The sequence below is a fragment of the Flavobacterium ovatum genome, assembly GCF_040703125.1.
Lineage (GTDB): Bacteria > Bacteroidota > Bacteroidia > Flavobacteriales > Flavobacteriaceae > Flavobacterium > Flavobacterium ovatum.
In genome coordinates, this window is record NZ_CP160035.1 from 2,543,130 (window position 1) to 2,568,183 (window position 25,054).

Below are 25,054 nucleotides of genomic sequence, written 5' to 3' on the forward strand. Positions count from 1 at the left end.
CAAAAAACAAAAACACATGAAAAATTTCAAATTTATTTTAATATTGAGTTTTGGTTTTTTATCTAGTTCATGTAACTTAGATGAAGATCCAATATTTTTAGACAAAACATTATACGATACGCCACAAAGTGCATCTGCCGCTTTAAATGGTATTTATCAAGGGCTAACCAATTACAATACGCTAGAACGCCGCATATTTGTAGTCGATGGTTTTTCAGGATTATTTGTCGCTAGTAGAGGTGGGGATAATATAAATACTAGTCATAACACACAGATCCTTTCATTAAAGCCTACTTATGATGGTGATTCTGAAGCCATGTGGGGTGGTTTGTACGGTGCTATAGCACAAACAAATTCAGCAATTCAATCAATTAAAGTTGTTGATAGCCCTACTACCAAAAACGAACTGCTCTTTAGCGATATCGCCGGTCATGCTCATTTTGTGCGTGCATGGTCATACTTTTCTTTAGTAAGACTTTTTGGAGATATTCCTTTATGGTTGCAACTTGCTGATTCTGAAAATTTAAATAAACCAAAATCAACAGCGAAAGAGGTTTATGCACAAGTTATTAGTGATGCTAAAAATGCAGCTAGTTTATTAAATGGAGCAAGTGGTAAAGGGTATCCTAAACAATATGCTGCCAATATGCTATTAGCAAAAGTGTATATGACATTGGCTACCAATCCAGATTTACGTGAAGGTTCATTGTCAGAAATGGACTATTGGCAAATGGCGTATACTGAAGCTATGAAAGTGTATGGAAATTATACATTAGTATCTAATTACAGTAGCTTGTTTACCGATTCAAATGAAAATTCAACAGAATCTATTTTTGAACTTCAAATTAGTCAAGATGCTGCAAATTCACAAATGGGAAGGAATTATACACCACTCAATTATAAGGCATCACAAGCTTTTGGATACCTTAGAGTACATGCTGATGTTTATGACCAGCATGTTAATACATATCCAGAAGACCCAAGAATTGCTGGTACTTATATAAGTCAATATGCAAATGCAACCACTGGAGCTATCATTAAAGTTTATCCTGCCGATCCAACACGAGCAAATTTTAAAGTAGCGAATCCATACTTTTTTAAATTTGCCGAAAAAAGTACGACTCATAGTAACCAGTATAATAGCCAGAACCACATTATATACCGTTACGGTGAATTACTCGTTATGCTTGCCGAAATTTCTAATGAATTACAAAATGGTCAACAATTAGGTTATGTTACACAATTGTTGAACAGAGTAGGCAAAGTACCCCACGCAGGGTATCTAGGTTCTAAAGATAATTTTAGAGATGCGATCATGATGGAATACCGTTTTGAATTACTAGGCGAAGGCGAAGATTCGCATAACAATAGACGTAGAGGGTTTGATTATTTTCTAAAGAACACAATAAATAAACATAATAATAACCCCGGGTTTAAAGCCACTGTCGATCTTTTATTAAGTACGAATAAATCGCAAGTTATGGGGTTACCAATTCCGCTATCTGAAGTTAACACAAATGAACTTATAAACTAACTAGTTGAAATTCTTAACTAGAATGTATGGCTCAATTCACTTTCATTATTATAAAAAATAGGGATATGAAAAATCGATTGGCCTTTAATGTACAAGGACTATTGCAGTGCGAAAAAAGCACATACTGGTTTCCTTGAAGGATTAAAATAGTCACAAGCACTATTTCATTACGGATTGATACATCATCGTCACTTTTTTACTGATTGGTTGACAGTAAAATTGTGACTTGGTGTAATCAATCCGTTTTTGTATATCCTGTTTTTAAAGCTACGCAGGATTACACTACAATGGTTTCAAGATTGTCAGCTTACTTCTCGTATAATACCGATACCATAGTAAGATAGTACAATACTCCTGACGCTTAGGGAGGACTATATTGAAATTGGTGTTACTACTAATTATTATTTCTTGACAACGGTACTTTATTAAAAAAAAGAAAAAATAACTATTACTATTATTTATTGTAATTGCGTTATGTGTATTAAATAGTTGGTTTTTTTTTACTTAATAAAAAAATAACCGTCATTGATTGATAATTGCGCAGAAAATTACTTTTTTGAACCAATATGCACAATCTCCCGATATCATTGGGCTCAAAACAGCTCGATGCATCAAATGAACTATATTTTGCATCATTTGTAGTATCAAATAGGTGCACTATTGTTCTAATTTTGGATTAGTAAAATACTTTATAAACCAATTATTTTTTAAATTAAACCATTAACACAGAAACTATGCAGGAAAAATCAAATTTTAGCTTTTCAAAAAAATAGCTTTTCAATAGGCTTTACAAAGCGATAATCTTCGCTTTATATAACAGTTTAATGAAAGACTAATTGTAAAAACTATAAAATTGAAAAAAATGAACATTTTAATTGACACTAAAAACAAATTAACTAATTAATAAAAACCAATTTAATATGATGATAAAGTTAAAATTCGCAATAATTGCTCTGGCAATGATTTGCACACAGAGCGTACTGTCGCAAACCAAGTCCATTCAAGGGGTCGTAACAGATAAGGCGCGATTACCTTTGCCTGGTGTAAATGTTTCAGTCAAAGGAACAGCTACTGGAGTGGTTACAAATGCAGACGGTTCTTTTGTACTAAGTAAAGTTCCTGCAAACGCTAAAATTATTTTTAGTTTTATAGGGTTTACTTCAAAAGAAGTAGCAGTAGATAATAAAAGCACTATAAATGTAAGTCTTGTTGAAGACACAAATAACCTAGAAGAGGTTGTAGTGGTTGGTTATGGTACTGTTAAGAAAAAAGATGTAACAGGGGCTGTTTCGACCGTTAGTGCAAAATCTATAAAAGATCAGCCATTTACAGGACTGGATCAAGCCTTGCAAGGTAAAGTTTCTGGGGTAACGATAACTCAAAATTCAGGAACACCTGGAGGTGGTGTTTCCATAAGAATACGAGGGATCGCTTCATTATCAGGAAATGAGCCTTTGTATGTTGTAGATGGAGTACCTATTAATGGAGGAGACAATAATGACTCTTTTAGTTATAGTTCTTTAGGTGGGGCAAGCGGACAAACAAAGTCAAGTGCTTTAACATCGATAAACCCATCTGATATTGAATCTATGGATATCCTTAAAGATGCTTCGGCAACTGCTATTTATGGTTCTAGAGGATCAAATGGAGTTGTTTTGATTACAACCAAAAAAGGAAAAAAAGGAAAATCAACTATCTCGTACGAAACCTATACAGGTGTTCAACAAGTAACAAAATACTTAGATGTTTTGAATTTAAGGGATTTTGCGAAATACAGAACAAGTGTAAGCAATGAATTAGGGCAACAAGTTCCGTATGAGTTTCAAAATCCTGAATTATTAGGAGAGGGAACAAACTGGCAAAAAGAAATTTTTAGAACTGCTCAGATGCAAAATCATCAAATTACTATTTCAGGCGGAAAAGACAATACAAGATATTACACGTCAATGAACTATTTTGAACAAGATGGTATTGTAATCAATTCTGGTTTCAAAAGATATTCTATGCGATTGAATATTGATACCAAGGTTAATGATTGGTTCAAAATAGGTAATAATCTTACTTTATCAAACACGAAGCAAAAAATTGCCTTTAATGATACTGAAGATGGTGTAATTAGTACTGCTGTGTCACAAGCACCTAATATTCCTGTAAGATATTCTGATGGAACTTTTGGTGGGCCTTTAGAAGGTTTTGGTAACACGGCTGCATCTAATCCTGTGGCTACCGCGTTAAACAAAGGAAACAACCTTGATAAATATAAAATTGTAGGAAGCCTTTTTGGTGAAATTTCATTTACTAAAGATTTGAGTTTTAAATCAGTTTTGGGGTATGATTTTAATACAACAAATGGTTCTGTTTTTTATCCGGATATTACAATAGGTACAACAACTACTAGTAGTGCATCTGTTAAGCAACAAAATCAAAGTATTTTTTGGACGTTACAAAATTACTTTACTTATTCTAAAAGTTTTGGTAAACACAGTGTAGTAGCTTTATTAGGTCAAGAAGCACAAGAGTCAAAATATGAGGGCTTGTCTGGGACAAGAACCGGGTATTTGTCTAATGACATTACTACTTTGGGTCTTGGAGATTCTAAAACCGCTACAAATGACAATTACAAAGGAACAAGTAGTTTGAATTCTTATTTTACTCGTTTAAATTATTCTTATGACAGTAAATATATGTTAACGGCTACTTTACGTTCAGATTCCTCATCCAATTTTGGGGAAGGATATAAAACGGGTTATTTTCCATCGTTCGCTGCGGGTTGGGTAATCAGTAATGAGTCTTTTTTCGAAGGAATTAAAGATGTGGTAAATCACGCGAAATTTAGAGCGGGATATGGAGAGGTAGGAAACCAAAATATAGGAAGCTATAAATATGGCGCCTCAATTGTGAGTTTTCCAACAGCTTTTGGAACTGGTTTTGCGCAACAAAATATTCAAAACCCAACGGTTCAATGGGAAACAACCAAAGCATCTAATTTTGGTGTAGAAGTAGGATTTTTTAGAGATGCTGTACGTTTAGAAGTAGATTATTACAAGAAAGTTTCAAGTGATTTCTTGTTTAGTGAGCCAGTACCTGCTTATTTAGGTACAAATCCACAACAAGGAAATTTAGGTCTAGGAGCGAAAGTAGTAAACCTTGGTGATATTGAAAATAAAGGATGGGATGTTACTTTAAATACAAGAAACATTTCAAATGAAAACTTTAAATGGAATTCATCATTTATATTTTCAACATTCAAAAATAAATTAACCTCTTTTGGAGATGGTAATTCAGCTATTTTCAGAAACTTTCAGTTTAATAATACAATAACTAAAACTGGAGTAGGATTTCCTGTAGGGCAGTTTTATGGGTATCAAGTGGATGGAATTTACAAATCTGCTCAAGATATTGCAGACAGTCCTACACCCGATAATACAGTTGGGGCCAATGGACAAGTTTGGATTGGTGATATTAAGTTTAAAGATATCAATGGTAATGGGAAAATTGATGTTGGAGACAGAACTAATATTGGTAGCCCAATTCCAGATTTTACCTATAGTGTGATCAATAATATATCCTATAAAAGTTTTGATTTATCTGTTGTGATTCTGGGAACTCAAGGGAATAAAATTTATAACTGGACCAGAAAACTTACCGAAAGTTTGGGAGGAATAGGTGGACCATATGCTAACCAAAGTGCTGCAGTGAATAATCGTTTTGTAGCAGGTGTAAACGAAAATACAAATATACCACGTTACGTAAATGGAGATCCAAATGGAAACGGTAGAGTTTCTGATCGTTTTGTTGAGGATGGATCTTATTTGAGATTGCAAAATGTAACGTTAGGTTATACTATGCCTGATCAGTTAGTTAGTCAAACAAAATTTTTCAGTAAAGTAAGAGTATATATGACAGGACAAAATTTGTTCACAATCACAAAATATTCCGGATTGGATCCTGCTGTAGGTTCATTCAGTCAAGATGCCTTATTATCAGGTGTCGATAATGGACGTTACCCAGTTGCTAGAGTGTTTACATTAGGTTTAAATTTAGATTTTTAAAAAAATAATAATATGAAAAATTCAACTAAATATTTCGTGCTTTTGATAGCTGTATTTTTTACGGTATCATGCTCAACAGAATTTTTAGACAATCCACCAGAGGATAAATTAGTTTTAGATAATTTTTATACTTCAGATGGGCAAATTTTGGGATCGGGGGGTGGACTTTATGGTCGTCCTTGGTTCTACTTTAATGAAAAATTCGTTTACGGACTGGATACCTACGCTGGTAATGCGTCAGGTGGTTATTCTGATTTGGCACAATTTGAGAATTTTGCAGTAACAGGAAACAATCAGTTTGTTTTTGAAGGTTGGCAATCACTATTCAATGTTATAGCACAATCAAATACGCTTTTATATAACCTGGAAAAAAATGTAGGTCCGGCAGCCACTCCATTAGTGGTAGAAAGAGTAAAAGGGGAAGCCTATTTTATGAGAGCCACAGCTTATTTTTATTTGGTTAGACTCTTTGGTGCTGTACCTATTTTAAATAAAATAGAGCAATACACACAAAAAATCCCTACCTATAGAAACAATGTGGATGATGTGTATAAATTTATTATCAATGATTTCAAAGAAGCACAAAAGCGTTTGCCTTTAGTAACAGGAAGTAGTACTACTGAAAAAGGAAGAGTGATAAAAAGTGCTTGCGACGGAATGTTGGCTAAAGTGTACATCACGTTAAAAGACTATCCGAATGCAAAAATCCATTCTGAAAATGTTATCAATAGCGGTGATTACTCTCTTATTGATGATTATGGATTACTATTTAATAGTCCAACAAATAATAATAGTAGAGAATCAATATTTGCTTTGCAATGGGTAGGCTGTAAGGGATACGGATACGGTAATTCTGCTCAGGCTTACATTACCCCAACTGGAACAATTACAGGAGATTATACGGGTTGGAAAACTTTTTTGCCTAGTATTGATTTGCGTAATGCTTATGAGCCAAATGACAAAAGAAGAAAAGCTACCATCATGTTACCTGGAGATTTTTATCCTGAGTTAGTTACAAAATCAGGTGGGTACACGGTTGGGCCAAGTGGATTTGGTGGATCAATGGGTTTTAGAAAATATGTTATTGGTTCGACAGTTGAATTTGCTAATAATTGTCCGCAACAAACCGGTCAAAATACAACGATGTTGCGCTTTGCCGAAATATATCTAATACATGCCGAGGCTATATTAGGTAATTCTACTTCCACTACAGATACTAAAGCTTTAACTTCTTTTAATCTAGTAAGAAAAAGAGCAGGTTTTACGACTGATAAAACGAGTATTACAAAGGCTGATATTTTTAAAGAAAGAAGACTTGAATTAGTTATGGAAGGAGATTATTGGTTTGATTTAGTTAGAAGAGACAGAGCTGAAGCAAAAAGTATCATTGAAAATCAGGAAAGAGGGGTGTATAGTAATATTTCCACGTTAACAATTTCATCCAAAAAAGTGACTACTAATGCAAATTCATTCTTGCTTCCGATCCCAGCTTCTGAATTAGATGCAAACCCGCTTCTTAGAGAGAATGCAGTTCCTTTTCAATTTTAATAATTAAAATATATAACAATGAGAAAAATAATAAAAAATAGTAGACATTTTCTAGCATTCCTGATGGTGAGCTTAGTGTTTTCATCATGCTCAAATGATGATGGGGCCAGCGCTGCAGCAAATGTGGAAGGCGTATATAGTTTAGACAATACAACTTCTCCGCCTACTGAAAATAAAGCTAAAGGCTATCCTGGAGATTTAGTAAAGATTGAAGGATCCGGATTAACCAATTCTAAAACAGTTGTTTTTGACAACCTAGTTAACGTTATTTTCAATCCTGCAATGAACTCCGATAAGGCCTTATTCTTTAATGTGTTTTTTGATGATAAAAAAGGAAGCCGATTTGGCGTTCAAGAATTGAAAATCACCAAAGGAAACGGCGAAGTTATCGTTTCTAATTTCGAAATTTTACAGCCAAAAGTTACAATCTCTGAAAAATTCGAACCATCAATTCCAAAAGTAGGAACAATGGTAACGGTAAATGGAAGTTGGTTTTTCAACATCTCTTCTGTTAAGTTCGCAGGTGCGCCAGTTACGTTTACTCGTGTTTCCTCTACTTCTCTAACTTTCATTGTACCAGCAAATGCAACTGCTGGGGGTGATGTAGAAATTACAACTCCTGGAGGAACAGTAAAACGATTTTTGGATATAGATCAAGGATTTGATGTAGTCAAAGTAGCTGATTTTGATGGTGGTGGTGCACGTACAAGTAACAATTGGGTGAAATATGGTGATGCAGCTACTCTTTCTTATTCGTCTGTAGGAGGCACCTTAGGGAATTATGCCCAATTAACTTGGACTGGATCAACAGCTAATGGATATAATGGAAGCCAATCTGATGGCGGAAGTCCTTTTATGGCTGCTACTGTAACTGATGCAACAAAAGTGTTCTACCTAATCGATGTAAATTGTGGAACGGCAGTAGGAACCAAAATCGATTTACTTATAGTAGACAACGATGGAGGAAACTGGGCGTATTCTTATACAATTGCAACTACAGGATGGCAAACAATTGAGGCTAAAACGTCAACATTTGGAGCTAATTACAACTCCTCAAATTTTACGCAAGGAACCGTAAATCCTTCAAAAATCAATCAAGTTAAAATGACTATAAATCAAAATGGAGGAACCGTAAATCCTTCTGTAGTTAAATTTGATAACATTAAATTTAAAATATTGCGTTAGTTGAAGTAAGAATAAAAAGTATTAGTTAGTGTTAGTAATTAAAAGGTTGCTGCAATTTGTTAGCAACCTTTTAAAAAAAAAAATAAAAATGAAAAAAATGAAAATAAGACAAGCTTTGTCGATACTCTTTATCAGTTTATTTGTTCTAAGCTGTTCAAAGAGTGATGAAGCGGAAGAGGTGGTTGCCGGCGTACCTTCGGCATATGCTGCAGCAAAGTTGACAAATGATGGTTTTACCGCCAACTGGACACGTGTATATCATGCCGATAAGTATTTAGTAGATGTTTCTACAAAGGCTGATTTTTCTACTTTTTTGCCAAATTATAATGCATTGTCTGTAACTGCTCTAACGGTAGATATTTCAGGATTAACTGCGGGTGTTTCTTACTATTATAGAGTAAGAGCTGTACGAGGAGCGCTAATTTCGGCCTTTTCAAATGTCATCACAGCAGAGATTCTTAGCACGGGACCTGAGCCTACAACGGCCTTAAAAGATGTGGCCAATTTTAATGTTGGTATGATTGTAAGATCAAGTAAACTTACAGGACAAACATCGGATATTATCTTAAGAGAATTTGATAATATTACCTCTGAGTACGAAATGAAAATGGATAAAATGTATCCAAGTAATGGAACCTACGACTTTGTAGCAGTTGACAAAATTGTGAAGTACGCTACGGACAATAATTTAAATCTTCATGGTCATGCTTTGATTTGGCATAATGCAACTCCTGACTGGGTTACAAAATTTTCAGGAACGAATGCTGAATTTGAGACTATGGTTAAAGGCTATATTACAACAGTAGTAACACGTTACAAAGGGAAAATTAAATCTTGGGATGTTGTTAATGAAGCAGTAGAAGATGGTAGTAATACTTTGAGAAATTCTATTTTTAGACAAAAAATGGGGGATGATTATATTAAAAAATGTTACCAATGGGCTAGAGATGCAGATCCTGCTTGTAAGTTGTTTTATAATGATTACAATTTTGCATCTAATGCTGGTAAAAGAGCAGCAATCTTTAAAATAGCTGATGATTTAAAGGTGAATAATTTAATTGATGGTTTAGGGGCGCAAATGCATATTAGTTACAAATCACCTGCTGCTTCAGATATTCAAGCTGTTGTAAATGGTACTGTTTCTAGAAATTTATTAATGCATTTTTCTGAATTGGATATTCAAGCCAATCCAGACAATAATATGACGACATTGACGCCAGAAAGAGCAATTGAACAAAAAAATAAGTACAAAGAAGTAGTTAAGATTTTCAACGCTATTCCTAAAGCAAATCAATATGCACTTACGGTTTGGGGATTGAGAGATAGTGAATCTTGGTTGATAAGCTTCTGGGGACATGCTGATTGGCCTTTGATGTACAATGACGATTACAGTGCCAAAAAAGCACATACTGGTTTCCTTGAAGGATTAAAATAGTCATAAGCACTATTTCATTACGGATTGATCCATCATCGTCACTTTTTTACTGATTGGTTGACAGTAAAATTGTGACTTGGTGGAATCAATCCGTTTTTTTATACCCTGTTGTTAAAGTAGAGCAAGAGTATGATTCTGAAGGTTCGAATGTAGCATTTGGAAATACGATTTCAGGACGTATAATAAACGGTAATTCTCATGAATTTTAATCATTTTCTACAGGATAATAAAGTTCTTTTTAGCCAATTATAAATAACTTTTACTATCGATAGAAATTTACATTTTAATTTATACGCCTTCATTAGAGCCCGTAAACATTGAAAAATGCACGATTTGTTTTAGTTATAGCTTCAATAGTACCATTCAACTAACGAACATCGTACTAATTTTACAAAACAGATTTTATGATTGCTAGTCGGTTTTTGGAAAGGCTACCTTTTTAGAATAATAAATTCAAAACAATCTTGAATATTCGTTTTCAATAGCTGTAAAAAAGAATTTATTCGAAATAAGAATAGCTTCATATAATCCAACAATATTTACCAATTATAAATTAAAAAATACAATATGTCTCAATTTAAACAGATTTGTCTTTTCATTCTATTAGCCATCACAACTTGTGGTGCTCAAGTAGCGACTCATAAAGATGCCTCAAAAACCTTTGAAGAAAGAGCTTCTTTTTTAGTTTCGAAAATGACATTAAAAGAAAAGGTTTCTCAAATGACCTACAACTCTGCTGCAATAGATAGATTAGAAATTCCTGAAATGAACTGGTGGAACGAATGTTTACACGGTGTAGCTCGTGCGGGAATTGCCACTGTTTTTCCACAAGGAATCGGAATGAGTGCTATGTTTGATAGAAGCCAAATGTTCGAAATTGCCAATGCTATTTCAGATGAAGCGAGAGCCAAACACCATGATTTTGTATCTAAAAATAAAAGAGGTATTCACCAAGGTTTGACTTTCTGGACACCCAACATTAATATTTTTAGAGATCCAAGATGGGGTCGCGGAATGGAAACCTACGGTGAAGATCCTTATTTAACGGGAGAACTTGGGGTACAATTTATAAAAGGCTTACAAGGAAATGATCCTAAATATTATAAACTGATTGCTACTGCAAAACATTTTGTGGTACACAGCGGACCAGAAGCGAGTCGTCATAGTTTTAATGTCGATCCGTCGGCTTTTGATATGCTGAATACCTATAGTCCACAGTTTGAAAAAGTGGTAAAGGAATCAGGAGTGTATTCTGTAATGTGTGCGTATAATAGTTATAAAGGGGTGCCTTGTTGTGGGAACAAACAATTAAGTGATTTATTGAGAAAAGATTGGGGCTTCAAAGGATATATCGTGTCTGACTGTTGGGCGGTGACTGATTTTTATAATAAAGGAGCTCATGAAGTAGTCCAAACAAAGGAACAAGCATCTGCAATGGCAGTGCAAGCGGGAACCGACTTAAATTGCGGGGATTCGTATCCTTCACTTGTAAAAGCGGTGGAGCAAGGTTTAATTTCAGAAGTGGAACTAAACGTTTCAGTAGAAAGATTAGTAGAAGCACGATTAAAACTTGGCTTGTTTGCACCAAAAGGCGATGTGAAATATGAAGACATTCCCTATTCAGTAGTAGATTCAGAGGGACACCGTTTATTGGCCTTGCAGTCAGCTAGAAAATCAATGGTTTTATTAAAAAATAACAACCTATTGCCATTAAGCAAAAACTTGAAAAGAGTAGCGGTTATAGGTCCGAATGCGAATGATGCGGATGTGTTGCTTGGCAATTATAACGGTTTTCCGTCACAACCTATTACACCTTTGCAAGGGATTAAAAATAAACTACCAAATGCGAATGTGAGTTTTGCACAAGGTTGTAGACTAGCAGACGGTTTGCCAATTTTAGAAGCGGTTCCTGCAGCTGTTTTATATACCGATAGCAAATTGAAAAAGAAGGGTTTGAAAGCGGAGTATTTTTCGAATACCACATTAAAAGGTAACCCATCGCACAAACAAATCGATAAAAACGTTGACTTTTTATGGGCAACAACACCGCCATTTCCAGAAATGACGTATGATAAATATTCTGTTCGCTGGACGGGATATCTTTCTGTTCCAAAATCAGGTCGTTACGCGCTAGGAGGACAGTCCTATTCTGGAATGAAATTGTATGTCGATAAAAAATTAATTCTTGAAAGTGACAATGTTTATGAGCCTAAAACAGAATACGAGTATTTAGACTTAGAAGCTAATAAAGTGTATAAAATTAAATTAGAGTACAAACAAGACAATTCAGAGCATGCTATAATGCGTTTTTTATGGGAAGCACCTAATGAAAATCTTGAAAAAGAAGCAATGGCTTTGGCTGAAGCATCTGATGTTGTCGTTTTTTGTATGGGATTGAGTCCGCTTCTAGAAGGGGAAGAAATGAAAGTAAAAGTAGAAGGTTTTGATGGTGGTGATCGTGTGGATATCAAACTACCAGCTTCTCAAACTAATTTAATGAAAAAAATAAGCACACTAGGGAAACCGATGGTTTTGGTTTTGCTAAACGGTAGTGCGCTTGCCATCAATTGGGAAAACGAAAATATTCCTGCTATTCTAGAAGCTTGGTATCCTGGACAAGCGGGAGGAACTGCAATTGCTGATATTTTGTTCGGTGATTATAATCCGTCAGGGCGTTTGCCGCTTACTTTTTATAAAGATATTAATGATATTCCAGCTTTTGATGATTATAATATGAAAGGCAAAACCTATCGCTATTTTCAAGGAAAACCCTTGTATGAATTTGGTTTTGGGTTGAGTTATACAAGTTATAAATACAGCAATCTAGTTTTAGACAAAGAACAAGCAACGAACAAAGAAATTCTACTTTCAATTGATATTACCAATACTGGAAAAGTAGATGGCGACGAAGTAACCGAATTGTATATGAAAAGCGCCAAAGAAGATTTTCAAAACACCATAAGAACATTGGTAGGTTTTGAAAGAACTTTTCTAAAAGCGGGTGAAACAAAGACTGTTTCATTTAAAGTGCAACCAAAACAATTAGCACAAATCAATGCTGATGTGAAAATGGAAGTGAATCCAGGTGATTATACTTTTTCAGTAGGAGGAGCACAACCAAATGAGGAAAGAATAAAAGCCGCCAATGTGGTTGTTAGCACAGTTACTTTAAAAGGAAACCCATTCAAAATTTAATTAAAACGTTATGAAAATAGTTTATAGTCTATCAATTACGGCATTATTTCTTTTTAGTATAGCGACCAATGGTCAAGTTAGCACTAAAAAAAGCAAAAGACATACCGTTGTTTCTATCGAAAAAGATAATTTTTTAATCAACGGTCAAATAATAAATAAGGGCAAAACATGGAAAGGGAATCCTATCGAAGGATTGTTGTTTAATTCCAGAATGGTGCAAGCGACTTTTGATGATGAGAATCCAGAAACAGCTGTTTTATGGAAATATCCCGACACTCAAAAATGGAGTGCAGATCGCAATACAGCCGAGTTTATTGCTGCCATGGCAGAATGGAAATCGTATGGGTTAAACGCGATTACCGTGAATTTACAAGGTGGTAGTCCAACAGGATATGGCAATAAAAATTGGATCAACTCTGCTTTTACTGCTGATGGTTCTATTAAACCAGCCTATTGGAATAGATTAGAAAAAGTACTTAAAAAAGCCGATGATTTAGAAATGGTCGTAATCCTAGGATTATTTTATTTCGGTCAAGACCAACTTTTGGCAGATGAAAAAGCAGTAATCAATGCTGTTGATAATACTATAAACGGACTTCATAAAACGGGATATAGAAACATTCTTATTGAAGTTGTGAATGAATGTGACTTACCCTATTACGACCACAAAATCTTAACCGAAAGTGGTATGGCCACATTGATTAATAGAGTAAAAAACAATAAAAGAGGAAACTTTAGGTATTTAGTATCAACTAGTTTTCAAGGTGCTTCGATTCCAACTTCTAGTGTGATAGAAGCGTCTGATTATATTCTACTTCATGCAAACGCTGTTGAAGATCCAAAAGGTGTGGCAACAATGATCGAAAAAACAAAACAAGTGTCAGGTTATAGTTTAAAACCACTTGTTTTTAATGAAGATGATCATTATGAATTTGATAAAGAAGAAAACAATTTCAAAACAGCAATCGAGAACAAGGCCTCATGGGGTTTCTTTGATTTTAGAAGAGAAGGAGAGGCAAATATTGAAGAAGGATTTCAAAGTGTTCCTGTAGATTGGAAAGTAAGTTCAGCTCGAAAAAAAGCATTTTTTGAGTATGTGAAAACCATTGTAAATAGCGAAAAATAAACGAAGAAATAAAATAATTTATTGATTTTAAAAAAAACAAAATATGAAAATAGTAAATAGCAAAACGGCTACAATTATATTGGCAGGGGTTTTAATGATGAGTTGTCAGTCTAAAAAAGAAGTAGTAGATCAAGAACCAACATTAAAAAGCGCTTTTAAACAAGACTTTTTCATTGGTACAGCACTTAGTGCAGACCAAATCAATGAAAAAGATTCGGTTGTAAATAACTTGATTAAATCACAATTTAGTGCTATTTCTCCCGAAAATAATTTGAAATGCGAAATGATTCATCCAAAATGGGATATGTATACTTTTGATGTAGCCGACAAATATGTGGCTTATGGAAAAAAGAATGACATGTTTGTGGTAGGTCATACGCTTATATGGCACGAGCAATTGTCTCCATTTGTTCATGCTATAAAAAGCAAAGATTCGTTGAGCTTATTTATGGAAAATCACATCAATACGGTTGCAGGAAGATACAAAGGTGAAATTGATGGTTGGGATGTTGTAAATGAGGCTTTGAACGAAGACGGAACCTATAGAAAATCAATATTTCTGGATAAACTTGGAGAAGATTATTTAGTAACTGCTTTCAAATTAGCAGAAAAAGCAGCTCCAGGAACGGAGTTATATTACAATGATTTTAATATTGAGCAACCTAAGAAAAGAGAAGGAGCTATTCGATTATTAAAGAAAATAATAGACAGTGGTGCTCGTATTGACGGTGTTGGAATTCAAGGACACTGGAGCCTTGATGGTCTGCCATTGAAAGATATTGAAGAAAGTATTATTGCCTATTCGAAATTAGGATTGAAGGTGATGTTTACTGAACTAGATATTTCGGTTTTACCAGTACCAGAAAAATTAGTAGGTGCTAATGTGAATCAAAATTTTGAACAAGACGCAAAAATGAATCCGTACACTAATGGAGTTCCAGACAGTATCCAAGTAAAACTTGCGCAACGTTATGAAGATTTGTTTAAAGTATTCTTGAAGCACCAAGACAAAATTAGTCGTGTTACTTTTTGGGGAGTGAATGATAGTCAATCGTGGTTAAACAATTGGCCTATTAAAAACAGAACAAATTATCCATTGCTTTTTGATCGAAATAATAAGACTAACAAAGCATACGATAAAGTAATGGCTTTGAAAAAAAAATAGAGCGACTGTAAATAGGAGTAGCGCAAATGCCTTAAAATTTTAGGACTATTTGTTACTTGTACTAAAATTAAAAAAGCACGCAGATTTAAAATTGATTAACTGTAATTAACCTGTCTAATCTGCGTGTAATTTTTTATCTAGTATGTGAAGCGGACAGTCATATAAAATTAAATAAAATTAAAAGGGATTATGATACAAATTTCTAGACTTTCGAAAATAGTAGTTTTATCATTGTTGACTTTATTTTGTCAACAGGGGATTTCACAATCCTTCGATAATTATAAATGGGAAACCTTGGTTTGTACAGGAGAACCAGCGGCACGACATGAAGCGGCATTTGTGGAAGTTGGAGGTAAATTTTATCTTCTTGGAGGTCGTCGTATTCAAGAAGTTTCCATTTTTAATCCTGAAACCAATACTTGGACCTCAGGAGCCAAACCCCCAATTGAATTGCACCATTTTCAAAGTTTCGCCTATAAAGGAAAAATTTATGTAGTTGGAGCACATACTGGGCAATACCCACATGAAACTCCAGTAGCAACATCTTATATGTATGATCCTGCAAAAGACAGTTGGGAAAAAGGCTTTTCAATGCCAAACAATAGATTAAGAGCCTCTACAACCACTAATGTTTATAAGGACAAGCTCTATATTTCGGGTGGAATCATAGACGGTCATTGGGATGGACACGTAAACTGGTTTGATGTTTATGATTTCAAAACAGGAAAATGGGAAACATTGCCAGATGCACCACGAGCTCGAGATCATGCTACCTCTGTAGTGTGTAAAGATAAATTATATGTATTGGGAGGAAGGGTTTCATCAGGCGTTATCAACAAGGTTTTTGAGTTAACAATTCCAGAAGTGGATGTGTTTGATTTCAAAACTGGACAATGGAGCACACTTGCCAATCCTGTTCCTACGCAACGTGCAGGTATTGCATCAATTTGTATTGGTGATAAAATTTTGGTTACTGGAGGCGAAAATGCAGATCAAATACTAGCGCATAATGAAGTTGAAGTTTTAGATACAAAAACAGGAGCATGGAGTACACTACCATCATTGCAGCAGGGTAGACATGGTACACAATTTATTTGGTACAAAAAAGAATTGTATATCGCTTCTGGCTGTGGCCAAAGAGGTGGCGAACCGGAATTAAAAACAATTGAGCGCTTTAGTGATAAAACGATTAAATAATAGGAAACGTTTAGAAAGAATAATCATAAATACATTTACAAAATGAATAATACATCCCAAAAACTTTCGGTTTTAGAGAAAGTAGGTTACAGTTTAGGCGACTTTGCAGCCAATTTGATTTTCCAGACTTTGATGACCTTTTTGGCGTTTTTCTACACCGATGTGTATAAGATTCCAGCGGGTACAGCAAGTGCGATTATCTTTTTCGGAGGGTTTATCGGTGCCTTTTTTAATATTATAATGGGTGCGGTTGCCGACAGGACGAGAACCCGTTGGGGAAAATTCAGGCCTTGGATTTTATGGACATCGGTGCCATTTGGAATTATCGCTATTTTGGCTTTCTCAACACCAGATTTTGGTCCAGACGGAAAAGTAATTTATGCCTTAGTGACTTATTTCTTATTGATATTAGTGTACTCGGCCAATAATTTACCGTATTCAGCTTTAAGCGGAGTTTTGACAGGAGATATGGGACAACGTAACAGTTTGTCATCGTATCGTTTTGTGGCCGTAATGTTTGCACAATTTATCATTCAAGGATTGTTGTTGCCTTTGGTTTTAATATTGGGTCATGGCGACAAAGCAGCTGGTTTTAAAACGACCATGATGATTTTTGCAATAGCAGGAGTTATTTGTTTTATAATCACATTTTTGACTACAAAAGAACGTATTGTTCCTAAGAAAGAACAAGAATCATCAGTAAAACAAGATTTAATTGATTTGTCCAAAAACAAGCCGTGGGTCATCATGCTTTTTGTTACTATTTTGATATTTGTTACGCTTTCGCTAAAAGGAGGAATGTACATTTATTACTTTAAATACTACTTAGATCCTGTTGCTCAAGCTACGTTTTTGCAAGATATTGGATTTAATAACATGATTGCAGGATTGAATGATACACTAATTGGAATGGGACTTACCGAGTTTCAATGGCCAAAAGATGCACCTACATCTGCCTTTAGTTTGTTCAATTCGGGTGGAATTTTATTCATGATTTTCGGAATTATGTTTTCAAAAGGATTGGCGGATAAATTTGGTAAAAGAAACATTTTTATTGCCTTTATATTCTTGTCTGCTTTAAGTTTGGTTCAGTTCAATTTTTATGCGCCTACGTCTATAACTTTAGTATTTGTAACGCAGGTGGTACATGGATTTTTGTACGGAATTACGATTCCGTTATTATGGGCGATGATTGCTGATGTAGCTGATTATAGCGAATGGAAAAACAACCGACGCGCAACTGCGATCATCTTTTCAGCTATGATTTTTGGTCTAAAAGTAGGTTTGAGTATTGGTGGTGCTTTGGGTGCTTTTCTATTATCAAGATACGGTTATGTAGCCGAAGCAGCGAACCAAGCACAATCTGCAATTGACGGAATTAAATTAGCAGTAAGTGTTTATCCAGGATTATTTTTTATAGCAAGTGCAGGTTTGGTATGTTTTTATATTATCGATAAAAAAATGGAAGTGCAACTAGAAAGTGAATTAAAAGAAAGAAGAAGTAAAACTATAAATTAAATTATTATGCCAGAAGAAAATATCAGTCATATCAATTTTGACGAAATAAACAAAAAAGCAATTTCACAACCGCTAATTAAACACATGTATACCGCAGATCCTTCGGCGCATGTTTTTAACGGAAAAATATATATTTATCCTTCTCATGACATCGAAGCGGGAATTCCATTTAATGACAACGGAGATCATTTTGGGATGGAAGATTACCACGTTATTTCTATGGATAGCCCAACAGGGGAAGCTACAGATAACGGTTTAGCGCTACACGTAAAAGATGTGCCTTGGGCCGAAAGACAAATGTGGGCGCCTGATGCTGCTACTAAAGATGGAAAATATTATTTGTATTTCCCAGCCAAAAGAGCCAACGGAATTTTCCAGATTGGGGTTGCTATTAGCGATTCTCCGGTTGGACCATTTATTGCTGAACCAGAAGCGATTGAAGGTAGTTATTCTATCGATCCAGCTGTTTTTTGTGATGATGACGGTAGTTACTACATGTACTTTGGTGGAATTTGGGGCGGTCAATTGCAAAACTATAGAAACAATAGTTATGATGTAAACCACAAAGAACCAGTAGGAAATGAGTTGGCTTTAAAACCAATTATGGCAAAGCTTTCTGCTGATATGAAAAGTTTTGACGAATCGGTAAAAGAAATCGAAATTCTGGATGAAAACGGAAAACCACTTTTAGCAGGAGACAACGACCGTCGCTTTTTTGAAGCTTCGTGGATGCACAAGTATAATGGCAAATATTATTTCTCTTATTCAACAGGAGACACCCATTTTATCTGTTATGCTACAGGAGACAATCCTTACGGGCCGTTTACCTATCAAGGTCGAATTTTAAACCCTGTTATTGGTTGGACATCGCACCATTCTATCTGTGAGTTCGAAAATAAATGGTATTTATTCTATCACGATTCTAGTTTGTCGGAGGGAGTTACCCACTTAAGATCGGTAAAAGTGGCTGAAATCACTTATGATCAAAATGGAAAAATCAATACGTTAGATCCATATTTGGAATAAAAAGTAAATACTAATGTCTCAACTTTTTAAGTTGGTCAATTTTTTGAGCCTTGTTGCTGTACGCATCTTTCGGTTCGAATAAAATGATTTTGGTTGGTACTGTCAGTATTTGCTGGATTTTAATTCAGCAGTACTGACAGTTTTTAACACGAATCAGGGGTTGAAATGCTACGATGGTTTTAGTTTTTCGACCGTCACTTCGAGTGTTTTTTGATAGTAATGCGATAGCTTTACTATTAAAAAATGTATCGAGAAGCTACAGTAAATATCGTTCTCGATACATTTTATTAAAAAAGCTATCGCATCCGCGGAGGCGGACACTCGAATTGACTAATAATTAATTTAATAGGTCAATCAACTCTTGTGTCGAATTACTAATACGAAAGTCATCATGACTTGAAAGTTATCCAAATGAGTACTAACCATAATAATTACAACGTCATGAATTATAAAAATATCTCGGCAGTTTTTATAGCATTTACACTATTTTCTTGCTCCACAACAAAAAAAACAACGCAGTCTCCAAAACCCAAAAATGTAATTCTGCTAATTAGTGACGGAACAGGTTTGTCGCAAATTTCGTCCGCATTTTTCTTCAAAGATTCAAAACCCAATTATACTCGATTTAAAAATATTGGACTGATAAAAACATCTTCTGCAGGTCAGGAGATAACCGATTCGGCCGCTGGCGCAACTGCATTTAGTTGTGGTGTCAAAACTTTTAATAGCGCAATAGGAGTTGCAAATGACTCTACAGCAGTACAAACAATTGTTGAATTGGCTTCGTCAAAAAATGTGAAGACGGGTTTAATAGCGTCTTCGGCAATTACGCATGCAACACCAGGAAGTTTTTTTGGTCACCAAATTAATCGCGGTATGGGGGACGAAATAGCAGTAGACTTATTAGGTGGTAAAGTCGACTTTTTTGCAGCAGGCGGATTGAAATATTTTACAAAGCGAAAAGACAAACGAAATTTGGTCACCGAATTAACAGCGCTAAACTATAAAATTGACACTACAGCTTTAGGGAATTTTGCTCAAATTAAATCAAGCCAAAAAGCGGGTTTTCTTTTAGCTAAAGATCAGTTGCCAAAAATGTCTCAAGGTAGAGGTGATTTTCTTTCGAATGCAACCGAATTGGGAATCCAATTTTTAAGTAAAGACAATGCACCCTTTTTTATAATGACAGAAGGTTCTCAAATTGATTGGGGCGGGCACGATAACGATGCTCCTTATTTGATTGCTGAATTATTAGACTTTGATAATCTTATTGGTAAAGTATTGGATTACGCCGAGAAAGAGGGTAATACTTTAGTCGTGGTTACTTCTGACCATGAAACAGGTGGGTTCACACTATCTGCTAAAAGAAAAAAGAAAGCAGACGGAACGGAATATGATGATTATAGCAAGGTAGGAACTTCATTTTCTACAGGCGGACACTCTGCTACTTTAATTCCGGTTTTTGCTTTTGGACCAGGGTCAGAAGAGTTTAATGGTATTTATGAAAACAATGAAATTTTTTCGAAAATAGTAAAACTGACAGGTTGGGATACAAAAAAGTAAACTAATAACACAAGTTATAATTAACTCGGTATAATAGACATACGGTTGCTTTCTTATTGTTCGTTAAGCGATTTTGTTTAATAAAATTTCAAAAGGATTAATTTCAAAAACTAATAAAATGAAAAAGTCTACAATTTTTATTAAACAAAGTGTAAAGCAAATTGTTACTACTATAGCTTTAATGGTATTATTCACATTGTCTGGATATGCGCAACAATCTGAAATTCAATTCCCTGTAAAAGTGGGGGTAAAACCAGAAAGTATTACAAAAGGTTTTAATGACAATTACTATGTTACCCTTATGAATGGGGCAGAGCAAGGTGATGGTGAAGTAGTTGAAATCTCTAAAAATGGCGTAAAAATTTTTGCAAAAGGTTTTGATGAACCCAAAGGTATTGTCTATCTAGAAGGTCATTTGTATTTATTGGACTTAACTCGAATTTGGAAAGTCGATAGTGCTGGTCATGCAACTGTCTTTGTAAAAAAAGAGGATTTTCCCAAAGTAGTTTTGTACTTGAATGATGTTGCAGTTGATGCTAAAGGTAAAGGAATTTATGTGGCTGACATGGGAGCAGTAAAATATATGCGTGACGAAAATAAAGTGCTTTGGCCGCTTGAAAGTGAACAGGCTAAGTTAGTTCCGCAATTGGGTCGTATTTATCATGTTGATTTGGATGGAGTTGTATCCATAACGCAAGATACATCTCCCTTGATGTTGAACCCAAATGGAGTAGGCGTGGACAACAATGGCAATATTATGGTGGGTGCTTTTTTTCTTGGTAATTTTTTAGTGAAACGTGATGGTAAATTAACTCCGTTGAAAGGACAATTCCGAGGTGCTGATGGAGTAGAGCAAGATAGTATAGGCAATTATTATGTTAGTAGTTGGACGGCAGGAGCGGTTTGGAAAATTGATGGAAAAACCGAAAAAGCAACCGTTTTAATTGAGGGTTTGAAATCGGCTGCAGACTTTTATTTAGAAGAAGATAAAGGGCGTTTACTGCTTCCTGATATGCTAGCAGGGATGATATATGCCGTTAGTATTGAGAAGTAAAAACTAATTATTTGGCTTTTTAATATCCAAATTGATTAATAAATTCTAGTAATTAAATATAAAAACATGCATTTAAAAATCAATATTGTATTAGCAGGATTTCTATCAATTTCTTTAGGTAGTACAGCACAGCAGCTCGAAAAACCAATAGTAAATAAAAAAACGGTTTTCGAAGGAAATAAGGAAACAATTGCTGTAGAAGCAGAGCATAATTATAAACAAAGCAAAAACGAAATCAGACAATGGTATCGAACATCATCAACTGAAACTCCTAAAGTAGGTAGAGATGAAGATGAAAATCACAACCTTGGAGCGAGTAACAACGCTTATTTAGAAATCCTACCCGACACAAGAGTAACTGCTGAAGATGAACTTATTGTAGGCGAAAATTTTTCGAATGAAGCAGGACAAATGGGTATTCTTCATTATAAAGTAAAATTTAGTACTCCCGGACGTTATTATGTTTGGGCGCGAATATTTAGCATGGGTGCCGAAGACAATGGACTACACGTAGGCATTGATGGTACTTGGCCAGAACACGGACAACGCATGCAATGGTGCCAAGGGAAGAAGGAGTGGACTTGGGGAAGTGCGCAACGTACAGAGTTGATTCACTGTGGTGTTGCCAAACAAATTTATTTAGATATCCAAAAAGCGGGGATACACGATATTCAGTTTAGCATGCGCGAAGATGGTGTCGAACTGGATAAATTTCTCCTAACGAAAGACATTGATTATGTTCCAAATGGAGAAGGTCCCGCAGAAATAAAAAAACAGCTTACAGCTCTTTCTTATATTGACGAAATTGGAAAAACTGTGAATGGAACGAAAATCATGAAAGCTATTGATTTTCCTATTGAAAACACCAATTTTTATGTGGATAATGCATGGTTGGCAATAAATCCTGAAAAACATAAAGAGGCTACGGTCACAACAGATTTTCCTTATGAAAATGGGGTATACGATATCATTTTTGTAGGTGTTGGAGAAAATGATGGACAATCAGGTTTTCAAATGTTAATAAACGGAAAAGAGGTGGGTAAATATTCCGCTCCTTTGAGTAAGAATTCCTTCGAAGAAAGCATTAAATACAACAAATTATGGAAAAACATTGCCCTTAAAAAAAGCGATAAAATAACGGTAATTGCCACAGTGGGAACTGATGGGACAGAATTTACTCGTGGACGTTGGGGAGGAATTGTATTTGCTCCAAAGTCAAAGGGAAAAGATGTTCTTAAAAATTCAAAAGTATTTTCTATAAAGAAAAACGTCGGATCGGAAACTATTGTGAGCGGATCAATAACTAATACCAAAAAATAAATAACATGATACATAAAAAACAACGTTATCCTCAAATTGCAACGATCCTTTTTGTGGCAACGGTGTTTGCCTTTACAAGTTGTAAAAGTGTAAGCCAAAAAACTTCGTCTGAAGCAGGTCTAAAAAACGTTTCAGATTTTCCAATTGGTACGGCAATTAATATCAATAAGTTGATCAATGACCAAGCGTTAATGGCTTTGCAGATTTCAAATTTCAATAGTATCACCGCTACTAGCGATATGAAAATGCAATCGATTTTGCCTGCTGAAAACCAGTTTAATTGGAAAAAGGCCGATACTTTATTGTATTACGCCACCAAGCACAACCAACGTCTTTTTGGTCATAACCTTATTTGGCACAGCAGTACACCTAAATGGGTAGAAGAAAAAGGGGCTAAAGACAACATCTGGTTGGGTAAATTTATGAAAGAGTATATTCAAAAATATGTCGGCCGATACAAAGGAAAAGTAGCTGGATGGGATGTTGTTAACGAAGCTTTTGAATCTGCAGGAGGTGAATATAGAAAAACATTTTGGTACAATAATTTGGGTAAAGAATATATAGCAAATGCCTTTCGATATGCCCATGAAGCGGATCCCAATGCCGTGTTGTTTTATAATGATTTCAATATTGAGCGTGATACTACAAAATTAGATGCCGTTTTAAAAATGGTCGAAGACTTTAAAAAAGAGGGTGTACCCATTCATGGTATTGGTTTTCAAATGCACATTCGTATGGATACGCCAGATGAAGCTATTGCCTATTCTTTGAAAAAAGCGGCAGCAACAGGTTTGCAAATTCACTTGTCGGAAGTTGATATTATTTTTAATTCGCACAATGACGAAAGGTTAGGTGGTATTGAAAAGTATAGTTCGGTAACAAATGAAATGAAGCAAGCGCAGGCTGAAAAATATAAAAATCTAGTTTTAATGTATCGCAGTATTGTGCCGAAAGAACAGCAATTTGGGATTACAGTTTGGGATTTTACAGATAGAGATTCTTGGATTAAAGGCTTTTTCAACATGAAAGATTGGCCTACTATTTATGATGATAATTTAAAACCTAAACCTGCTTATTATGGTTTTCTAGAAGGACTAAAAATGAAAATAGAAAACAAATAATATGAGGTATATCAAAAATAATATTGTGAAGTTTTCAACCCTACTTTTTTTGCTATTGGTTGTAAAGGTGCAGAGCCAAGAGACAAAAAATATCGGTGCGTTTTACCATGCCAAATACGAACCCCAAACCGGAATTTACCACGGTGCTGGTCAGGACAAAAAGGGTTTTAATGATTATGTAAATGCTGTTGGACACGATAAAACGCCAGCAATTTACATGACGTATGTCAATATAACGTCACCAGTAAAAAGGATTGAAAGTTGGGGGAAAGGTTTGAAACAAGTTTTAGATAGCTTGCCCAAAGGAATGATACCTCAAATTGGTTTAGGATTTACGGGTGGAAAAGATACAGGAGCAGGTTTGGACAAAGAAGTTGCCAGCGGAAAATATGACAAACAATTGCAAGCATTCTATAAAGTGCTTTTGGAACTAGACAGACCGTCTTTTACCAGAATTGGTTACGAGTTCGAAGGCGATTGGAATGGCTATTCGCCTGAAAGTTTTAAAAAAGTATTCATAACTATTTCAAAGGCTTTTAAAGAAAAAAATATAAAATCGGCAACGGTTTGGTGCTCAGGCGGTGGCTCTGCAGATTTTATAAGTACAGAAAAGTTGATGGAATATTATCCTGGTGATCAATATGTAGATTGGTGGGGTATCGATATTTTTAGCCCTGAAGAATTTGATAACATTGGTTTGCAAAACTTTTTTGATGGTGCTCATAAACATAATAAACCAGTGATGATAGGCGAGTGTACACCACGATTTGTGGGTGTAATGGATGGTGAAGTTTCTTGGGATAAATGGTTCAAACCTTTCTTCAAGATGCTACACGACAATCCAGGAATAAAAGCATTTTGCTACATCAATTGGGATTGGGAATATTGGTCGAATAGAAATGGTTTTCCTTGGCATGATTGGAAAGATGCCCGTATAGAAAAAAATCCATTTGTATTAGAAGCATATAAAAAAGAAATGGAAAGTCCCTTATTTATTCACCTTGATAAAAAATAA

Annotated in this window: 17 protein-coding genes; all 17 read left to right on the forward strand. The window is 35.1% G+C overall.

Going from position 1 to position 25,054, the window contains the following annotated elements:
- Positions 1 to 16: 16 nt before the first annotated feature.
- The 17 genes from ABZP37_RS10690 to ABZP37_RS10770 all read left to right on the forward strand — a co-directional run bounded on the left by ABZP37_RS10690 (position 17) and on the right by ABZP37_RS10770 (position 25,054).
- Entirely contained in the window at positions 17 to 1,534 is a 1,518-nt protein-coding gene (locus ABZP37_RS10690) for a RagB/SusD family nutrient uptake outer membrane protein (RefSeq protein ID WP_366182878.1), read from the forward strand.
- Between the two features lie 920 nt (positions 1,535 to 2,454).
- On the forward strand, positions 2,455 to 5,586 hold the full coding sequence (locus ABZP37_RS10695; protein WP_366182880.1) for a TonB-dependent receptor: 3,132 nt from the start codon (positions 2,455 to 2,457) through the stop codon (positions 5,584 to 5,586).
- A gap of 12 nt (positions 5,587 to 5,598) precedes the next feature.
- The gene (locus ABZP37_RS10700) at positions 5,599 to 7,134 is read left to right on the forward strand and encodes a RagB/SusD family nutrient uptake outer membrane protein (protein ID WP_366182882.1); all 1,536 of its coding nucleotides are present in this window, start codon (positions 5,599 to 5,601) and stop codon (positions 7,132 to 7,134) included.
- An 18-nt stretch (positions 7,135 to 7,152) separates the two neighbouring features.
- The gene (locus ABZP37_RS10705) at positions 7,153 to 8,319 is read left to right on the forward strand and encodes an IPT/TIG domain-containing protein (RefSeq protein WP_366182883.1); all 1,167 of its coding nucleotides are present in this window, start codon (positions 7,153 to 7,155) and stop codon (positions 8,317 to 8,319) included.
- 97 nt (positions 8,320 to 8,416) lie between these two features.
- Positions 8,417 to 9,754, forward strand: coding sequence for an endo-1,4-beta-xylanase (locus tag ABZP37_RS10710; RefSeq protein ID WP_366182885.1), 1,338 nt, complete (start codon positions 8,417 to 8,419; stop codon positions 9,752 to 9,754).
- A 71-nt stretch (positions 9,755 to 9,825) separates the two neighbouring features.
- A complete protein-coding gene (locus tag ABZP37_RS10715) occupies positions 9,826 to 9,963 on the forward strand; it encodes a hypothetical protein (RefSeq protein ID WP_366182887.1) in 138 nt (45 codons plus the stop codon).
- A 358-nt stretch (positions 9,964 to 10,321) separates the two neighbouring features.
- Complete coding sequence (locus tag ABZP37_RS10720; RefSeq protein WP_366182889.1) at positions 10,322 to 12,949, forward strand: glycoside hydrolase family 3 C-terminal domain-containing protein; 2,628 nt, start codon at positions 10,322 to 10,324, stop codon at positions 12,947 to 12,949.
- Positions 12,950 to 12,959: 10 nt separating this feature from the next.
- Positions 12,960 to 14,075, forward strand: a complete 1,116-nt coding sequence (locus ABZP37_RS10725) for a hypothetical protein (protein ID WP_366182891.1) — start codon at positions 12,960 to 12,962, stop codon at positions 14,073 to 14,075.
- A gap of 43 nt (positions 14,076 to 14,118) precedes the next feature.
- Complete coding sequence (locus tag ABZP37_RS10730) at positions 14,119 to 15,240, forward strand: endo-1,4-beta-xylanase (protein ID WP_366182892.1); 1,122 nt, start codon at positions 14,119 to 14,121, stop codon at positions 15,238 to 15,240.
- A 189-nt stretch (positions 15,241 to 15,429) separates the two neighbouring features.
- Positions 15,430 to 16,437, forward strand: coding sequence for a kelch repeat-containing protein (locus ABZP37_RS10735; protein ID WP_366182894.1), 1,008 nt, complete (start codon positions 15,430 to 15,432; stop codon positions 16,435 to 16,437).
- 42 nt (positions 16,438 to 16,479) lie between these two features.
- Positions 16,480 to 17,955, forward strand: a complete 1,476-nt coding sequence (locus ABZP37_RS10740) for an MFS transporter (RefSeq protein WP_366182895.1) — start codon at positions 16,480 to 16,482, stop codon at positions 17,953 to 17,955.
- Positions 17,956 to 17,961: 6 nt separating this feature from the next.
- Positions 17,962 to 18,981 carry a glycoside hydrolase family 43 protein gene (locus tag ABZP37_RS10745; RefSeq protein ID WP_366182897.1) on the forward strand — a complete coding sequence of 340 codons (1,020 nt, stop codon included), beginning with the start codon at positions 17,962 to 17,964 and terminating at the stop codon, positions 18,979 to 18,981.
- A 411-nt stretch (positions 18,982 to 19,392) separates the two neighbouring features.
- Positions 19,393 to 20,544, forward strand: coding sequence for an alkaline phosphatase (locus tag ABZP37_RS10750; RefSeq protein WP_366182899.1), 1,152 nt, complete (start codon positions 19,393 to 19,395; stop codon positions 20,542 to 20,544).
- Positions 20,545 to 20,662: 118 nt separating this feature from the next.
- Positions 20,663 to 21,598, forward strand: a complete 936-nt coding sequence (locus ABZP37_RS10755; RefSeq protein WP_366182901.1) for a gluconolaconase — start codon at positions 20,663 to 20,665, stop codon at positions 21,596 to 21,598.
- 66 nt (positions 21,599 to 21,664) lie between these two features.
- The gene (locus ABZP37_RS10760) at positions 21,665 to 22,918 is read left to right on the forward strand and encodes a hypothetical protein (RefSeq protein ID WP_366182902.1); all 1,254 of its coding nucleotides are present in this window, start codon (positions 21,665 to 21,667) and stop codon (positions 22,916 to 22,918) included.
- A gap of 5 nt (positions 22,919 to 22,923) precedes the next feature.
- The gene (locus ABZP37_RS10765) at positions 22,924 to 24,039 is read left to right on the forward strand and encodes an endo-1,4-beta-xylanase (RefSeq protein WP_366182904.1); all 1,116 of its coding nucleotides are present in this window, start codon (positions 22,924 to 22,926) and stop codon (positions 24,037 to 24,039) included.
- Position 24,040: 1 nt separating this feature from the next.
- Positions 24,041 to 25,054, forward strand: a complete 1,014-nt coding sequence (locus ABZP37_RS10770) for a glycosyl hydrolase (RefSeq protein ID WP_366182906.1) — start codon at positions 24,041 to 24,043, stop codon at positions 25,052 to 25,054.

Excerpts from the sequence above, each read along its gene's own strand:
- ABZP37_RS10770 (WP_366182906.1), top strand. The coding sequence starts at position 24,041 with ATGAGGTATATCAAAAATAATATTGTGAAGTTTTCAACCCTACTTTTT.
- ABZP37_RS10765 (WP_366182904.1), top strand. The coding sequence starts at position 22,924 with ATGATACATAAAAAACAACGTTATCCTCAAATTGCAACGATCCTTTTT.
- ABZP37_RS10755 (WP_366182901.1), top strand. The coding sequence starts at position 20,663 with ATGAAAAAGTCTACAATTTTTATTAAACAAAGTGTAAAGCAAATTGTT.
- ABZP37_RS10720 (WP_366182889.1), top strand. The coding sequence starts at position 10,322 with ATGTCTCAATTTAAACAGATTTGTCTTTTCATTCTATTAGCCATCACA.
- ABZP37_RS10745 (WP_366182897.1), top strand. The coding sequence starts at position 17,962 with ATGCCAGAAGAAAATATCAGTCATATCAATTTTGACGAAATAAACAAA.
- ABZP37_RS10735 (WP_366182894.1), top strand. The coding sequence starts at position 15,430 with ATGATACAAATTTCTAGACTTTCGAAAATAGTAGTTTTATCATTGTTG.
- ABZP37_RS10740 (WP_366182895.1), top strand. The coding sequence starts at position 16,480 with ATGAATAATACATCCCAAAAACTTTCGGTTTTAGAGAAAGTAGGTTAC.
- ABZP37_RS10760 (WP_366182902.1), top strand. The coding sequence starts at position 21,665 with ATGCATTTAAAAATCAATATTGTATTAGCAGGATTTCTATCAATTTCT.
- ABZP37_RS10710 (WP_366182885.1), top strand. The coding sequence starts at position 8,417 with ATGAAAATAAGACAAGCTTTGTCGATACTCTTTATCAGTTTATTTGTT.
- ABZP37_RS10730 (WP_366182892.1), top strand. The coding sequence starts at position 14,119 with ATGAAAATAGTAAATAGCAAAACGGCTACAATTATATTGGCAGGGGTT.
- ABZP37_RS10725 (WP_366182891.1), top strand. The coding sequence starts at position 12,960 with ATGAAAATAGTTTATAGTCTATCAATTACGGCATTATTTCTTTTTAGT.
- ABZP37_RS10690 (WP_366182878.1), top strand. The coding sequence starts at position 17 with ATGAAAAATTTCAAATTTATTTTAATATTGAGTTTTGGTTTTTTATCT.
- ABZP37_RS10695 (WP_366182880.1), top strand. The coding sequence starts at position 2,455 with ATGATGATAAAGTTAAAATTCGCAATAATTGCTCTGGCAATGATTTGC.
- ABZP37_RS10750 (WP_366182899.1), top strand. The coding sequence starts at position 19,393 with ATGAGTACTAACCATAATAATTACAACGTCATGAATTATAAAAATATC.
- ABZP37_RS10700 (WP_366182882.1), top strand. The coding sequence starts at position 5,599 with ATGAAAAATTCAACTAAATATTTCGTGCTTTTGATAGCTGTATTTTTT.
- ABZP37_RS10705 (WP_366182883.1), top strand. The coding sequence starts at position 7,153 with ATGAGAAAAATAATAAAAAATAGTAGACATTTTCTAGCATTCCTGATG.